This window comes from Chryseobacterium sp. Leaf405, from assembly GCF_001425355.1.
Taxonomy (GTDB): domain Bacteria; phylum Bacteroidota; class Bacteroidia; order Flavobacteriales; family Weeksellaceae; genus Chryseobacterium.
Genome location: NZ_LMQN01000012.1, coordinates 720,527 through 738,151, shown reverse-complemented (window position 1 = coordinate 738,151; position 17,625 = coordinate 720,527). Strand labels below are relative to the sequence as shown.

The 17,625-nt window shown below is 35.6% G+C and carries 6 protein-coding genes; 2 read left to right on the top strand and 4 right to left on the bottom strand.

What is annotated here, in order from left to right:
• Positions 1–433: 433 nt before the first annotated feature.
• The 3 genes from ASG22_RS09535 to dnaE form a co-directional block, all read right to left on the bottom strand.
• Positions 434–3,151: a T9SS type A sorting domain-containing protein gene (locus ASG22_RS09535; RefSeq protein WP_082504982.1), complete on the bottom strand. Its 2,718-nt coding sequence runs from the start codon at positions 3,149–3,151 to the stop codon at positions 434–436.
• A gap of 453 nt (positions 3,152–3,604) precedes the next feature.
• Positions 3,605–8,779 carry a T9SS type A sorting domain-containing protein gene (locus ASG22_RS09530; protein ID WP_082504981.1) on the bottom strand — a complete coding sequence of 1,725 codons (5,175 nt, stop codon included), beginning with the start codon at positions 8,777–8,779 and terminating at the stop codon, positions 3,605–3,607.
• A 249-nt stretch (positions 8,780–9,028) separates the two neighbouring features.
• On the bottom strand, positions 9,029–13,696 hold the full coding sequence (gene dnaE, locus ASG22_RS09525; RefSeq protein WP_055983364.1) for a DNA polymerase III subunit alpha: 4,668 nt from the start codon (positions 13,694–13,696) through the stop codon (positions 9,029–9,031).
• A gap of 227 nt (positions 13,697–13,923) precedes the next feature.
• On the opposite strand from dnaE, the gene ASG22_RS09520 reads away from it, so the two are divergent.
• Together ASG22_RS09520 and ASG22_RS09515 are read left to right on the top strand one after the other, a co-directional pair.
• Positions 13,924–15,996, top strand: coding sequence for a thiamine pyrophosphate-dependent enzyme (locus tag ASG22_RS09520; RefSeq protein ID WP_055983362.1), 2,073 nt, complete (start codon positions 13,924–13,926; stop codon positions 15,994–15,996).
• Between the two features lie 98 nt (positions 15,997–16,094).
• Positions 16,095–17,126 carry a bestrophin family protein gene (locus tag ASG22_RS09515; RefSeq protein WP_055983360.1) on the top strand — a complete coding sequence of 344 codons (1,032 nt, stop codon included), beginning with the start codon at positions 16,095–16,097 and terminating at the stop codon, positions 17,124–17,126.
• Between the two features lie 3 nt (positions 17,127–17,129).
• Here ASG22_RS09515 and ASG22_RS09510 read toward each other — a convergent pair whose 3' ends face one another.
• Positions 17,130–17,588: an Lrp/AsnC family transcriptional regulator gene (locus ASG22_RS09510; protein ID WP_055983358.1), complete on the bottom strand. Its 459-nt coding sequence runs from the start codon at positions 17,586–17,588 to the stop codon at positions 17,130–17,132.
• Positions 17,589–17,625: the final 37 nt, after the last annotated feature.

Genomic DNA, 17,625 nt, shown 5'->3' with positions numbered 1-17,625 from the left:
CAAAACCAAACAATCATTTGAATTTATTAATAAAACATCAATTTGTGAATAAAAAATAACATATTGATTACAAGATATTTAAATAATAGTCACAAATAATTGATTTACAACACTAATGTTATTTAACATAATATAATAATTCACAAAATCACTGTTTACTGCATAATAATTCTTATCATAAAAAAATAGTCGTTAAATTTTAACCGTTATTGTAGAGTTATTTAAAATAATTCTAATTAATTATGACTGTATTTTTCCCATTTTTAATTTATAATCTATAAATAATTACGGATGTCTCATTTATGAGTTTGGAATAGAAAACTGATCTAAAGTGTTCCCATAATTTTTTTTAATTGTACATAATTTCTTTTACAAAAAAGTAGCGGCTAAATTTTTTAGCCGCTACTTATATTTCAATTAAAATAATTCTAAATTATTTTTTAATTGCCTTTATAGTTTGTTTAGAACCATCATTCATCTGCAATGTCACCAAGTACATTCCAGATTTCAATTCTCCTAAATAAAGAGTTGATTCTGGCGATGTAATTGTTTTAACCAACCTTCCTGCAATATCATTGATAAAAATAGATTTTACGTTTTTACTATCAGAAATACTCAATACATCAACAAATGGATTAGGATAAATTTTAAGATTATCTTTTTCAGATTTCACCTCCCCTGTCGCCAAAGGTATTGAAGAATCGTAAGCTGAAATACGGAATTGCCCATCAGCACCGGTTAAAGAATATCTCCAAACACTAAAGTAAAGTGTAGCTCCAGGTGTTTGTCCTGTTAATGAAATTTTTGAGAAGTTGTTAGTTCCTGAAGAAATATCATCATTACAAGCAACATTTGCAAGGGAACCACAAATTCCCGAATGGGCAGATAATACGGAATCTATAAATCCTGAACCCGTAACTGCTGCAGTTTCTACCGTAACAGAACCAGAAGCCGGAACAACAACTGAGAACCATACATTGTTATTTCTATTTGACTGGCAAGTTGTAGTACTATCAGTAGTTGCAGAAATATTTGTTGCTACCATAGGGTTTGCCGCAAAATTATTTCCAACTGTTAAAGATATTGCTCCTGAGCAGACATCATTTGCAGGTGGCGGAGGTGGCGTACCTACACAAAAATCAAATGTATTGGCATAAGTAGCTGTAGCACTGTTTGTATTTGAATTATAAACTCTTACATAATAGGTCTGACCCACTGTAAGTCCTGTTAAGTTTGTAGTGTTAGTTGTTCCACACTGAACACTTGTCAATGATCCGCAAGCACCACTAAATACCTGAGTATACAGACTTGTAGAAGAAGAAATTCCTGTAGATACTACATTAGAAAGAGATACTCTATGTACAGTTGATGTTGCTGTAAAAGAATACCAAACATCATCATCTGCAGTTCCTGTACAAGGTGCTACTGCTAAGTTGGAACTAGTTGCAGAAACTGTCGTTCCGGAAACCACTGACCCACAGTTTAGATCCGGATTTACTGTTACTGTTGTCACATTGATACATTCATCATTTGCAGGAGCCGGAGGAGGAGTACCAACACAAATATTAAAACTGGCGTTATTACCAACACCGCCATAAGTGTAGGCTCTTACATAATAAGTTGTTCCGGGGGTTAATCCACTTACAATCGTTGTGGTATCAGAATCAGAACAAACAACACTTGCAAGAGATCCACAAGTACCACTTAGAACCTGAACATACATATCTGTTGAGGAAGTTGTTCCTGTAGCAACGATATTTGAAAATCTCACATAATGAGTACTGTTTGTTGCTGTAAACTTATACCAAACATCATCATCAGGATTACCTGAACATGGTGCAGCTGCTAAAGAATTTGTAGCACCCAATGTATTTCCTGCTGTTGTAGCACCACAAGCTAAATCTGAATTTACAGTAAGTGTTGCTGCATTAGCACATTCATCATTTACAGGAATTGCTGCATTGGCTGTTTTAAAGTTTCTTTCTGCGCATCCTGTTGATACTGTACTACCAGCATAAGAAGTAATCGTATAATAATACTGTGTATTTGGTGTAAGCTGTTGGGCAGGCGTCAATGTATATGTTACTACATTTCCAAGATCAAAATTACTCAAAACATCACTAGAGCCTGCTGAAGTACCGATATTTAATCTATAGCCAGATACTCCTGTCACCGCAGCCCATGTAAATGTAGGTCTTACAGGCAACCCCTGCTGAGCAGTAGCTGGTGCAGAGATTGTAGGACAAGGCAATGGCAATGTCGTAAAACTTCTCTCTGTACACCCTGTAGAATTACCTGCTGAATTGGTTGCATACACTGTATAATAATATTGAGTACTATAAGTAAGAGCATTTGTTAGTGTGTAAGTTGTTACGTTTCCAACATCTACCATATTCATAATATCTATACCTCCAGGAGTAGTTCCTAAGCTAATCTTATAAGAAGTAGCACTGCCTGACGTTGCCCAAGAAATTGTAGGTAAAAGAGAAACTCCTGTTGCCGCCGCAGCCGGAGCAGAAACTACAGGACATGGCGGGGCTAATGGTGTAAGTCCCAAAAGAGTTACTACAGATTGTGTAGCAGATCTTGTTCCTGCCGGAAGTGTTCCTGACGGATTCGGATTAGTGGTATCATTTCTGTAGTACAAAGTCTGGTTAGTAGTATTTGTATAAGTATAGAACCACTCGCCACCATTATCACCCGACTTATTTTCATCAACAGCAATTACAAGGTTGCTAATGTTATCATAAGCAAAAGGAGCAGAAAAAGTAACCTCAACAACCCCGGCATTATTAGTAACAGTTCCATTATAAACCTGAGTTAAAGCAGTCGTCGGAATCCAATCTGCAGTTGAAGTAAATGAATCTTTGTTCGTAAGTCCTACATACACGACAACATCATTAGAATTAGTAATTGATGAATTCGCTCCCATGTAAAATTTAAGACCCGTAATATTACCTGCTGCTGATGCATTAATATTAGCTTTCGTTAAAATTTGCTGAGCATAACTATATCCATAATACGTACTCCACGGTACGGTAGCTATTGAAGTAGAAGTTCCCGCAGCGGAAGTCCCACTGCCCAAAGTAATTTGAGCGTTAATTAAAGTGCCAAGCAAAAGCCCAAAGCACATGAGTAAAAGTTTTTTCATACGTAGTAAAATAAATTAGGGCGATAAAGATATAATTTATTTACATAAAAATGTTAAAACCTTATAAACAACAATGAATTTCGCAAATAAAAAAACTATAAAATATTAAAAAAGTAAACAAGCATTTGAATTTGTCACCAAGTTAAGAATTGAAAAAATTCAATAATAAATTAATAGCCAATACATTAAATATTAATCACAAATTAAAGAGATAAATTAAAAAACATCACTTAACATAATAAAATAATCAAAAAAAGTTATTAATATTAAGGCAATCATTTTGATTTTTTGATCATTAATATCATGAAAAGAATCTACTTTACTATTTAAAGTTCTTAAAAAAACAAAAAAGTGACTTCAAAAAGCCACTTTCTCTCTTAAAACAACGCATTTCTTTTAATTCAGGTAAAATTAATTACTTAATATATATTTTACTTTGATTGATTTTAAAAATTATTTCTTAATCGTTTTGATCGTTTGTTTAGAACCATCTTTCATATTAAGCACAACCAAATATATTCCTGAAGTTAATTCCCTTAAATCAAGAGCTGTTTCTGCTTTATCAAAAGTTTTAACCAATCTTCCTAAAACATCGATTACTGATATAGATTTTACATTCTTAACATCTGAAATATTTAAGATATCAACAAATGGATTTGGATAAACTTTTATTGCTTTTTCAATAGATGCCGTTTCATTGGTACTAAGTACAGAAGCTATTTCCGCATAAGACAGAAAACCCGTATAGTTAGCAGCTGCTAATGCAGTAGCAGATTGTGTTGTATTTGGGGTACCGGCAACATAAATACTTGTAGTACCAAATATACTATCATATACTCCACCTGCAGTTGGTGCCATTACCGGGAGACTAAGATTTGTAATTGCATTATCTCCCAATATGACATAAATAGTTGAGAAGCTACCGGATATTAAAGGTGCTTCCCATCTTCTTGTCGCAGATAAATTCTGGACCGTAGCAGATGCTGTTCCTGAGTTAGTGTCAAATGCTTCTACTTTCATTATTTTAGTTGGTCCACCTATTGGTGCTAATGAAATTGGAGCATAGGTTGTTTTACCTACAGGAAATACTGTATAAAAACTACTAGAAGCTGCAGTAATAGTTCTTGCAAAAGGACCTCTTATATAAGCATTAGCACTACCACCATTCAATCCAGCTGCTGATAATGCTGTACCCAATGTCAATAAATTAGTATTTGTAGTATTTATAAAACCTTGAGTTAAAGTTAATGAACCACTTATTGAAATAGGAGAATTTAAAGTAACTCCTTCAGCACTTGAGTTAATAACCTTAAAATCAATTAGATTTGCAGCAGGTAAATTGACCGGATTACGAATAATTCCGTTATTAGTAATAGTTTGTGGTACGGTAGAAGGACCAAATATTGAATTATATTCTGTAACGCTTACTAATTTAGCCATCATTAAACTGTTTGCATCATAAATTCCTGTTGGATTAACTAATAAATTTTTTCCTACAGTAAGACCTGAAGAACTTAATCTACTATTCGCATTAACGGTGACATCACCTGTAGCCACTAAGTTATCATAAATTGATGACACATTTCTATTAGTTCCAGATCCTCCATTTACTACAATACTGCCTAAACAGAGGAAAGCAACACTTTCTGAGCTATTAACCAAAAATCCATCTGTATGACCTCCAGCATCAGTCGAAAGACCATCTCCAAACTGTGTAATATGGTCAGGGGAAGTTGCTAATGTAGCTGTTGTAGCTATTGCATTATTTATACGTATTGTATATCCTGAAGTAGAAATTGTTGCTACATGTGGATCTACAAATAACAAAGTACCACCCGTTAAATTAATATTATTAGAAAGACTATTAAATAGCGGAGTATCCGATGCTACGGAATTAGCTGCGACTCCTGCATTATTCCCGTCTATCTTAACAGTACCACCTGATTGATTAAATACAGATTCAATTTTTGCATTGTTAATATTCCCATTAATATTTAATATTCCTCCTGATATAGTAAGCGTTCCATTATTAGTAATAAAATTATTCTTTAAGGTACAGCCCACCGTTAAATCTCCAGAAGCCTGAGTTAAAGTTCCCCCTGTCTTAATAGTAATGTTTTTAGCTACATTTCCCACAGAGTTTACAGTTACATTGGTATTTGCTGCAATTTGAACAATGTCATTACAAGTAGGCACTGTTCCTTTGTTCCAAGTAGCAGCATTACCCCAGTCTCCATTTGCTACGGATACAAAAGCAACATCTGAACTTGCAATACCCAAATAATATGTACCAGCCAAATTAGCTAGTGGAATACCCGTTCTTTGTGCATTTACATAATTTGTTCCTATTTGATGTACCCCAAAAGCTGGAGCAGATGCTAAGGTTATTCTACTATTTCCATTAGCTGCACCATAAATATCTTGTCCATTTATTGCCATACTATAAGTAGGAGTTCCTGTAATCCCGGATTGAGAAACAGCCCAATTAGATTTTGTTTGCGTATCTACAGTATAAGCTCCGTCTACAATGCTTACAGCATCTGTTCCTGCAATATCATTGTATTTTACTGTAATTTTTCCACCAGTTGTTGCAAAAGTCGTTTGGTTCAAATATAAATTACGCGCTACCAAAGCAGAAGCTGTACCTGTAGCAAATGGAAACACCCCACCTCCTGTAGTAGTTTGTGCCGGAAAAATATTTCCTCCACCTGCTCCTGTCGACCACCATTTCGCAAAACTACTACCTGCCGTAAAGCCACCTTCTGTATGCAATAAAATTGGGACAGGATAATCTGATGGTCCTGTTCCTAAAATAAAAGTATTAGAACCTATGTTTATAAACCCAGTTGTTATGGTCAATCTCCCCGATACAGTACCTGTATTTGCTCCGCTTAACAGAGAGTTTGCGTCGGCAAATGTTACTCCTGTTGAAGAGCTGTTATTAAACTTTATTGAAGTAAAATTAGCTTTAGAATTTGCTGTAACGGTATTATCTCTAAATACACCAGTTCCTGAAATAGTCTGAGGTATGGTAGAAGCTGAAACAGTCGCATTTTTGAAATTTTGGAAACTCAAATTAGCAGTAGAAATCTGAGTAAATATACCATTATTGGTAAAATTGCCAGCAATACTTATTTCAGCTGCCATTCTCAATTCTCCAGTTGCATTAATAGTTAATGTATTAATACCAATCGTTGTAGGATAACTTGATACATATCTATTTGTACCCAAAGCTCCATCTATGATTACATTGTCAAAATATATTTTGCTCCCCGCATTGTTCCAAACAAATCCTCCCACAGATGAAGCGTTTACACCTCCTGCATCAGTAGAAGATCCATCACCAAACTTTAAAGTCCAGCCTGCAGTATTATCAATGGCAGTTTCACCAAAATAGGAGAATGCGTATGAAGTCGCACTATTAGCTGCATGAGGATCTACCACAGTCATGGTTCCACCGGTAAGTGTTACATTTCCGGTAGCTATATTCACAATACTTATACCCGCAGCTACGCTTGTTGCTGTATTCCCTGCATTGTTTCCGTCTATTTTAATATCTCCACCTGATTGGGTAAATGTAGAACCCGATATATTATTGATGTTACCATTAATAATAATATTACCTCCTGAAACATTAATTGTACCATTATTAGTAAGATTATTATTATTGTTAGTACAGCCCACAGTAGTAGAACCTCCTGTAACTGCTAAAACACCTCCCGTATTAATGATTACACTATTTGGAGTTGCAGTTGTAGAAGAAAAGATATTAACCGTATGCCCGGAAAGAATAGCTGCATTCGCACAAGAAGGTACTACTCCACCGACCCATGTACTTGCACTTTCCCAAGGACCTGATTGCGCAGATTCTATTGGGAATTGTGATGCAATAGCTCCCAACGTATAAGTAGCTGCAACATTACTTGCAGGAATATTTATTCTTTGTCCCATAGGTTGATTGATACCTGTCTGTGCTGTCCCCACTAATGAACCATTATTCAAAACAACAATATTATCAGAAGTTGTCACATATGTACCTTGTCCCTGAATAGCAAAAGTATGTGCGACCGACGCAGCGTAACCTGCTGAAGTAGTAACTACCCAACTGGCATTAGTTTGCCTATCATAAGTTAAAGAACCTTCAGTTATCGGAGTTATGGCAGAAGTTCCTGTTCCTCCATTAAATTTAACAGCCAATTGACCTGGTGTAGTTAGCCCTGATGTAGCTCTATGAAAATGATTAGCCAAAAGTCCAGTTGTAGGATTTCCCATTACGAAAGGATATGTACCCGCACCTGCTGTAGGTATTGTTACTGCAGCAATTGTCGTTCCTAATCCTGTGAATCCATACCATCTGCTAAATGTAGAGCCCGAACCGAATCCTCCTACGGTATAAGACAATGTACCTAATATTAGGCGCGATACTCCTAATACAAATGTGTTAGAACCCGTATTTATAACTCCATTATCCAATTTAAACACATCCGAAACAGTTCCTATATTTCCCCCACTTAATAATGAATTTGAATTAGAGAAATTTACCCCGCCTGCACTTGAGTTATTAATTGTTAAGCTGGTAAAATTAGCAGTAGATGAAGTTGTTGAATTTCTAAAAACACCACTTCCCGATATGGTTTGAGGGTTAGGACTAGCACCTAACGTCGTCATTTTTGTTCCGGTCATTAGACCTAATTTAAGACCTGCTGTGTTAGCTTGGGTAAAAATCCCATCATTTGTAAAATTACCACCTACTGAAATTCCCTCATGAGAATTACTATTAATATCTAATAATTCAGCACCTGCTGAGATATTTAAATTACCACTACAATTAAGTCCTCCTTCTCCAATACCCCTATCCGTCTGTACAGCAAAAGAACCTGTACCTCCACTAATGTTTACATTTCCTAGCATCAAAAGTGTGTCATTTGCTTTACAATCTACATAGTAACCGTAATTAGCTGTAGAAGGTTGGGTTGCAGGACCAAAGGTAGTAGTATGAGCTGAACTAAAAGCTCTACCTATAGTATTTCCTCTAAATGCAAATGCTGCTCCATTAACGTTTCCTGAAAAATGTGGATTTACAATAGTAATATTTCCTCCTGTTACTGATATAATTCCTGTAGAATAATTATAGTCATTCGAACCAAAACCAAATAAATCCCTTGTTATAGGTACGCTGGTAGCAGAAACCCCACTGTTTCCATCTACAACTATAGATCCAGATGATTGATTAAAATTACTTCCTGAGGCAAAAAATATATTTCCGTTTACATTTAAAGTACCTCCTGAAACAGTTAACGTTCCTCCGCTGTTAATAGTAAGATTTGAATTATTGGCATTCGCAATACTTACCGTAAGCATATTTGCTGCAACAGTTAAACTTCCAGAATTAATGGTAAGTTGTCTGACTGAAGCATTTGCCGGAAGCACCATTGCTGAACCGTTCTGAATAACAAAATTATCTGCATTGCTAATACTAGTTGGTGAGGCACCCGTACCATCTATAGCAGTTCCCCAACTGCTCAAAGCTGTAAAATCAGTAGCCGAGACTTTAGAATAATACATGACTTGTGCTTTCATTGTTGCAAAACCTAAGAGCAACAAAAACAATAGATATTTTTTTTTCATAATAGTTAAATTAAAAATTATAGGGATAATTTTTTTAAAAATACAACAATAAATAAGATTGATTATAAATTCATTAAAAAAAAATTAATTGAAGTTTCTCATTAGTTATTACTAAGATATCATTAAATTCAGCGATAAACTTTTTTATCAATAAAGGGTTTAAAAATTAAAATTCCTTAAAAAAGTAGTCGCAATCCAAACTACTGGATTGCGACTACTTTTTTTGAATTAACAAATACTTCATATGTATTAATTCAAATAAAACTCATACTTATTCAATAACTGAATTTCTTTAATCAAATCACCATTCAGATTGACGGAATGTTTCATCGACTGTACTTCTAAATGATCTGCTCCTGCGTCATTATCGATATTTTTAATATAAAATTTCAACTTCTGATCCCCTTGATTTCTTTCTAAAACTTTTCTGAAGAAATTCAGATCTTCCGATCGCAAATCCATTACATCCATCACCAACGAAATACTTTTAGCATATCTTTCAAATGCTTCCTGCAGTTCTATCACATCATTTACATTCACAAAAACACGTCCGTCTTTAACTTGGGCAAACTTAATTTTAAAAATAACAAACCGTTGAACTTCAAGCTTCTCCTTCAACTTCATATAATCACGATCTCCCAATCTGAAAGAGTAGGATCCCGAATAATCTTCCAACGTCACAAAAGCAACCTTTTCACCACTTCTGAAACCGTCTTTTACAACATATTCCGTAATTAAACCGGCAACGGTATATTCTTTTCCGCCGCCGTTTTCTCTTTCTTTTTGAATCGTTTTCCAGTCTTTTTTCTTTTCCTCAAACAATTCTTCCTGTTTATTGGCAAAAGCCTGTTCTTTGTAAGCATCAACTTCATCAAGATTTAAGAAGTGGAAAACTCCTTTTGGTTCGGCTTTTTTCTTTACTTCTTCAATAATTTCTTCCTCTTCACCCGCCACAACATCATCAGAAACAATCTCTATCAAATCTGCAACTTCATCCAGAGAATCTTTTTCTAAAATCGGAAGCTCATCGGTCACAATTTTCTCTTCATCCTTTATCAAAACAGAATCTTTCGAAAGCTGACCCTGCATAAACTGATATTCAAACTTAAATTCATCCAAAGGATGCGCAGAAAGGTAGAAACCGATAATTTCTTTTTCTTTATTAAGCTTATGCATATTTGGCCATTCGGGACACGGTTGTAATTTGGGCTGTTCAATCTGAACCTCATCTGCAAAATCTGCAAAAAGAGAATGTTCCATCTCGTTTTTACTTTCCTGGAAACTTTGTCCATAACGAATTAATCGTTCCAAATTCGTTCTTCCCGCCATATCAATATCGAAATACTGACCTCTGTGGAAAGAATCTAATTCGTCGAAAGCTCCTGCCAATACTAAACTTTCAGATACTCTTTTATTCATTTGAGAAGGTAAAATTCTCTCAAAAAAATCATAAATATTTTTAAATCTTCCGTTTGCCCTTTCTCTGGTAATCGCTTCACTCGGTCCTTCACCAATCCCTTTTATCGCTCCCAAGCCAAATCGGATCTGCCCTTTTTCGTTTACCGAAAATTTATACTGAGATTCATTAACATCAGGTCCTAAAACATCAACTCCAATACTTTTACAGTCTTCCATGAACATGGTAATCGATTCAGTATTGTTAATGTTGTTACTCATTACACTCGCCATATATTCAGCAGGATAATTTGCTTTCAAATATGCTGTCTGATAAGCAATTAAAGCATAACAGGTTGAGTGAGATTTATTAAAGGCATATTCTGCAAATGCTTTCCAGTCATTCCAGATTTTTTCTAAAGGGCCTTCATCAAGATTATTTTTTCTTCCGCCTTCGATAAATTTCGGGTACATTTTATTCAGAACTTCAATCTGCTTTTTACCCATCGCTTTTCTCAAAGTATCAGCCTCACCTTTTGTAAAATTGGCTAATTTCTGAGACAACAGCATTACCTGCTCCTGATAAACGGTAATTCCGTAGGTTTCCTTTAAATATTCTTCAGTTTCCGGTAAATCGTAGACAATTTCCTCGATTCCGTGCTTTCTGTTGATAAAGTTTGGAATATATTTAATCGGTCCCGGTCGGTAAAGGGCATTCATAGCAATAAGATCGGCAAAAACTGTTGGTTTAAGCTCTCTCATGTACTTCTGCATCCCTGGACTTTCATATTGGAAAATCCCGACTGTTCTTCCTTCCTTAAATAACTGATATGTTTTGGTATCATCAAGAGGAATTGTATCGGGATCGATATCGACTCCGTGTCTGGCTTTCACCAATTTCAATGCATCCTTAATGATCGTCAGCGTTCTCAATCCCAGAAAGTCCATTTTTAAAAGACCCGCACTTTCTGCTACCGAGTTATCAAACTGCGACACTAAAATATCAGCATCTTTTGCCGCAATCGTCACCGGAACCAGATTACTCACATCTTCCGGCGTAATAATAACTCCACAGGCATGAATCCCCGTATTTCTGATACAGCCTTCCATTTTTTTGGCACTTGCCAAAACGTTGTGACGCTGATCATCTGGAGTACTCAGAACATATCTCATTTCATCAACGAGCATCTGATCTTCGGGCTTCAGTTTATCATATTTTGCTAAAGCTTTCGCAATATTCATCCCCGGACTTGGAGGAATTAATTTAGTAATATTAATTGTATCAGGAATTGGTAAATCCAACACTCTTCCTGCATCTTTAATCGCAGATTTACCTCCCAAAACAGAATAAGTAATAATCTGAGCTACCTGATTTTTACCGTATTTTTCAACAACCCATTTGATGATTTTATCACGACCTTCATCATCAAAGTCAATATCAATATCGGGCATGGAAATCCTTTCCGGATTAAGAAATCTCTCAAATAGCAAATCGTATTTTATCGGGTCAACATTGGTAATTCCAGTGCAATAAGCAACCGCAGAACCTGCTGCAGAACCACGACCCGGACCAACCCAAACCCCCATTTTTCTTGCTTCGTTACAGAAATCCTGTACAATCAAAAAGTAACCGGGATAACCTGTATTGGCAACCACTTCGAGTTCAAAGTCAAGACGTTCTTTAATTTCATCCGTAATTACTTCATATCTTTTTCTAGCTCCTTCATATGTTAAATGAGTAAGATAAGCCATTTCACCTCGCTTTCCACCATCAACTTCATCTTCTGCATGAATAAATTCTTCCGGAATATCAAATTTTGGAAGTAAAACGTCTCTTTTTAAAGTATAAGGTTTAAACTTCGCTGTAAATTCTTCGTAAGCATCAAACGCATCAGGATAAGCCAAAAATGCTTCTTTGATTTCGTGAGAATTTTTGATGTAATATTCTCCCGTCGCCAAACCTCTCCTCTTTCCAAAGCCTTTTCCTACAGGCGTTGTCAACTTTTCACCGTCTTTGATACAACTTACAATATCCTGAATGTTAGAATCATCTTTACTGGTGTAAAAAGTTTGATTCTGTGCTAATAATTTAACATTATATTTATCTGCAAAATGCAGCAGAACATCATTTAAGTGTTCTTCTTCAGGTAATTTGTGGTTTTGAATCTGAACATAAAAATCATCTTCAAAAGTATCTTTCCACCATTTGAAAAGTTCCTCTCCTTTTTGCTCACCCGTATTTAAAATTGCATCCGGAATATCTCCCATAATCCCGGAAGTCAAAGCAATTAAACCCTCTTTATATTCTGCAATCACCTCACGGCTAATTCTCGGAACACCAAAATAAAATCCTTTCAGGAAACCAATACTTGAGAGTTTTGCTAAATTTTTATAGCCGTTAAAATCTTTCGCCAACAAAACAACCTGCGTTCTTCTATCGGGATCATCTTTGGTAAATTGTTTTTGCTCGTATCTGTCTGAAATGTAAAATTCACAACCTACAACGGGAATTAGTGGTTCTGAAACGGGTTCGGTTTCATTAAATTCAGTTCCGTTTTCTTCTGCTTCCTGTTTTTTTGCCAGATATTCTTTATGTTTTTTTGAACGATCAGAGTTTGCAGATTCAACTGCAGAAACAAATTTGAAAGCTCCCATCATATTCCCCAAATCTGCCATTCCAACAGCCGGGAAATTTTCATCTGTAGCTTTTTTAATCAAATCATTAATACTCGAAGTCGCCGTTAATGTTGAAAAAACACTTTTATTATCAAAATTAAAATATCTTCCTAAATCAATATCATCAATACTTCCGACATCAGATTGTTTTTTCTTATTATTAAAATCTGCAACCTGCCTTCTGATCACAATATTGAAAGGCTTTATCGGATCAGGATGAAGCGTTTTAAAATACGCTAATTGGTCTTCCGAGGTTTTTAAAACCTCAGCAGGAATAATCCCGATACGCATCATTTCGAAGAAAACCTGAGCCGTCGCATTTACGTCGGCAGCTGCGTTGTGGGCTTCATCGAACTTATGACCGTACAATTTTTCGTACAATTCCTCCAGTTTCGGAGATTTGTATCGTCCTCCTCTTCCACCGCCAAGCTGACAATAATCCGTTCCCAAAATCATGGTATCGGCTTTGGGCTTCTCCTGAAGATTATCTTTTATATTTTTTCGGTAAAATTCTGCTCCTACAATGTTATAATCAAATTCAACATTGTGCCCGGAAACAACTCTTACTCTATCTAAAACTTTGGCAAATTCATGTAAAATTTCTTCAAGATCACGACCTTCATCATTCGCAATTTTCGTTGTAATCCCATGAATTCTAGCCGCATTAAAGGGAATATCATACCCTTCAGGCTTTATAATATAATCCTGATTTTCTATTAAAGTTCCGTCATCATCATGCAACTGCCACGCAATCTGTACCATTCTTGGCCAGTTGTCTGAGTCTGAAAGCGGAGCGTTGAAATTCTTTGGTAAACCCGTGGTTTCTGTGTCAAAAACTAAATACATGTAACTTTTTTCTAGCCCTTTTAAAAAGGGAATGTAAAGTTAGTTCAATTTTTTGTCTTTTAAAATTAGTTTTTATAAATCACCACAAATCATGGTATATATTTAATGGTAACCATACATTGCTGTCATCTTTTAATTTTAAATTAAAAGATATTGAAAATCATCACTTTACCTTAAAAACACTAACAACCGTTAGCATTTTATTTTTTTGTTTATCTTTGCTTTCTATGGAAAATACACTTCACGAAAAAGTTTCACAGGATATTTTACTAAAGGCTTACAACCATATGATGCTTGCCAAAGCAATGGCAGATATTTACGAAGAAAACAGAAATATTTGTAAATATGTTCACAGCACATCAAGAGGTCATGAAGCAATTCAGTTGGCAACCGCTTATCAATTAAAAAAAGAAGACTGGGTTTCGCCTTATTACAGAGACGAAAGTATTTTATTGGGAATCGGTTTTGAACCTTATCAGTTGATGCTGCAGTTATTGGCAAAAGCTGATGATCCTTTTTCAGGAGGTAGATCTTATTATTCTCATCCTTCAAGCAGAGATGAAGACAAACCAAAAATCATTCATCAAAGTTCGGCGACAGGAATGCAGACGATTCCTACAGCCGGAGTTGCTCAGGGGATAAAATATATTCAGGATTTTAATTTACATGAATTCGAAAACAATCCGGTTGTGATTTGCAGCCTTGGAGACAATTCTGTGACGGAAGGTGAAGTGAGTGAAGCACTTCAGTTTGCGGCATTGCATCAACTTCCTATTATTTTCCTGGTTCAGGATAATGAATGGGGAATTTCTGTAACGAAAGATGAAGCAAGAACTTGTGACGCTTATGATTTTGTAGTGGGTTTCACGGGTTTAAGCAGAATGAGAGTAGACGGAACAGATTTCATTGAAAGTTTCGAAGTGATGAAAAAAGCCGTTGATTTCGTTAGAACCGAAAGAAAACCTTTAGTCGTTTGCGCAAAAACTGTGTTAATCGGTCATCACACTTCAGGAGTAAGAAGAGAATTTTACAGAGATGAAGAAGATTTAACAAAACACAGAGCAAAAGATCCGGGGGAAATCCTTAGAAATCAATTAATTGAATCTGGTGTCGACGAAGAATTATTAAAACAAATCACGAAAAAAGCAAGACTAGAAGCTGAAGAAGCGTTCGAAAGAGCTCAAAAAGCAGAAGATCCGAAGCCAGAAACGGTGATGCAGCATATTTTTGCACCTACTCCAATTACTGAAGAAGTTGGAACCCGTGAACCTGAAGGCGGAGAAAAAATCGTGATGGTAGACGCTGCCATCCATGCCATTCAGGAGATTATGTGGAAACATCCGGAAGCTTTGCTGTATGGGCAGGATGTTGGTGAAAGAATTGGTGGAGTTTTCCGTGAAACGGTAACTTTAGGGAAGAAATTCGGAAGCAAAAGAGTTTTCAATACGGCAATTCAGGAAGCATATATCATTGGTTCAACGGCGGGAATGAGTGCAGTTGGTTTAAAGCCAATTGTTGAGGTACAGTTTGCAGATTATATTTATCCGGGAATCAATCAGTTGATTACGGAAATTTCAAAATCCAGTTATTTAAGTCAGGGTAAATTTCCTGTAAGCAATATCATCCGAGTTCCAATTGGAGCTTACGGCGGCGGCGGTCCTTATCACAGCGGAAGCGTTGAGAGTATTTTAGCAAATATTAAAGGAATCAAAATTGCTTATCCAAGTAACGCAGCAGACTTTAAAGGTTTATTAAAAGCAGCTTATTACGATCCGAATCCGGTAATAATGTTGGAGCATAAAGGTCTGTACTGGAGCAAAGTTCCGGGAACGGAAGATGCTAAAACCATTGAACCTGCAGAAGATTACATTTTACCTTTCGGAAAAGGAAAAATCATTATTGAAGCTGATAAAGATGAAACTGAAAAAGGCAGAACTTTATTGGTTGTAACCTATGGAATGGGCGTTTACTGGGCTAAAGAAGCTGCGAAAAATTTTAACGGAAGATTTGAAGTGATTGATTTAAGAACACTAATTCCATTGGATGAAGAATTGGTTTTTGAAAGAGTAAAAGCTCATGGAAAGTGTATTGTTTTAACAGAAGAACAGTTGAATAATTCATTTGCAGAAGCCTTTGCACACAGAATTTCTAAGAATTGCTTTAAATATCTTGATGCTCCTGTTGAAACAATGGGATCTCTGGACACTCCGGCTGTTCCGATTAATTTAGTATTGGAAAAAGAAATGCTTCCAAATGCGGAAAAACTTTCCACAAAAATCGAAGAAATGCTGAAATATTAATTCATATAAAATATAAATGTGACCTCTAAAAAATTTTAGAGGTTTTTTTGTACACTTTTTGTTACTTTGAATAAAATTTAGAAAAGAGTTACAATCTTATGATCACAACAAAATACGTCAATTACAAACAGGTTCTTAATTTATCAGGATTTCATGTCATCCTGATTTCTATTTGGTGTACTTTGATTGCGGTACTTTTTCACGTTTTTCATTGGGACTGGATGATCATTCCTTGGGTTCCTGTGGCATTAATTGGTACAGCAGAAGCTTTTTTAGTTGGTTTCAAAAATAATCAGGCATACGATCGACTTTGGGAAGCAAGAAAAATCTGGGGCGGAATTGTAAATTCCAGCCGTTCGTTTGCCTCAATGGTCTATGCATTCGATACCGGTACTGAAGAGATGGGAAAATTTGATCTCGAAAATCGCAGAAGAAGAATAGTTTGCCGCCATATTGCATGGCTGTATCAGTTGCGTGAGCAACTTCTGATTCCTACAGAATGGGAACATATTAAAGTGGAAGAAGATCAGTTTAAAAATATAGATCATAAGCGTAACCGACTGATAAAAGCAGGATTTCCGGATTATGGAAGAACTCCTATTTTCCTCAACAAATATTTATCGGAAGAAGAAGCAGAGCTTCAGTCTCATTATAAAAATTTTGCAACGTATTTGATTTCCCAACAGGCGAAAGATGTTAATGAACTAAAAAACATGAATATTATTTCAGATTTTAATCAAAAACAGTTACAGGATTGCCTTAATGAATTTTACACGTTACAGGGACAAGCCGAAAGAATCAAGAAATTTCCTTTGCCGAGACAGTTTGCCAGTACAGCTTTTGTATTCAACATAATTTTCATCATGCTGCTTCCATTAGGATTGGTTAGTGAATTTGCTAAGTTGGGTGATTGGGGAATTTGGGCTTCTATTCCATTTTGTATCACAATTGGATGGATTTATATTATCATGGAACTGGTTGGAGATTATTCTGAAAACCCTTTCGAAGGATTGATGTTTGATATTCCAATGCTTTCCATTTGCAGAACGATTGAAATTGATCTTTTACAAATAGCAGGAGAAACTGATTTACCTGATCCTATTGCTTCTAAAAACGGAGTTTTGGTTTAAAATTTAAAGAACAATTGCCGTTGTATTTTTCACCTCAGAGATCATAAAAGAACTGTGAGTACTTGCAATATGCTGTAAAGTTGTGAGTTTTGACAGCATAAAATTCCGGTAATCTTCCATGTCTTTTACTCCGATTTTTAAAATATAATCGTAATCGCCGCTTACATGAAAACATTCAGTAACTTCCTGTAAATTCATTACTTCTTTTTCAAACTGAAGCACATATTCTTTTTTATGCTGCGTCAGTTTTACATGACACAAAACAATAAAATTTTTATCGATTTTATTTCGATCGAGAATTGCAACATATTTTGAAATTACACCCGTATTTTCTAATTTTCTGATACGTTCATAAACAGCGGTAACTGATAATCCAAGCTTGTAAGACAATTCTTTGGTGGTTTGCTTGGAGTCTTCCTGCAAAAACAAGAGCAGTTTTTTATCAATTTCATCAAAGCTCATAGATAAATTTTTGTTAAAAGTTTACAGTAATCAAATA

Bases quoted from the DNA above. Each gene is read 5' to 3' on its own strand.
- ASG22_RS09535 (WP_082504982.1), bottom strand. From the start codon at position 3,151: ATGAAAAAACTTTTACTCATGTGCTTTGGGCTTTTGCTTGGCACTTTA.
- ASG22_RS09530 (WP_082504981.1), bottom strand. From the start codon at position 8,779: ATGAAAAAAAAATATCTATTGTTTTTGTTGCTCTTAGGTTTTGCAACA.
- dnaE (WP_055983364.1), bottom strand. From the start codon at position 13,696: ATGTATTTAGTTTTTGACACAGAAACCACGGGTTTACCAAAGAATTTC.
- ASG22_RS09520 (WP_055983362.1), top strand. From the start codon at position 13,924: ATGGAAAATACACTTCACGAAAAAGTTTCACAGGATATTTTACTAAAG.
- ASG22_RS09515 (WP_055983360.1), top strand. From the start codon at position 16,095: ATGATCACAACAAAATACGTCAATTACAAACAGGTTCTTAATTTATCA.
- ASG22_RS09510 (WP_055983358.1), bottom strand. From the start codon at position 17,588: ATGAGCTTTGATGAAATTGATAAAAAACTGCTCTTGTTTTTGCAGGAA.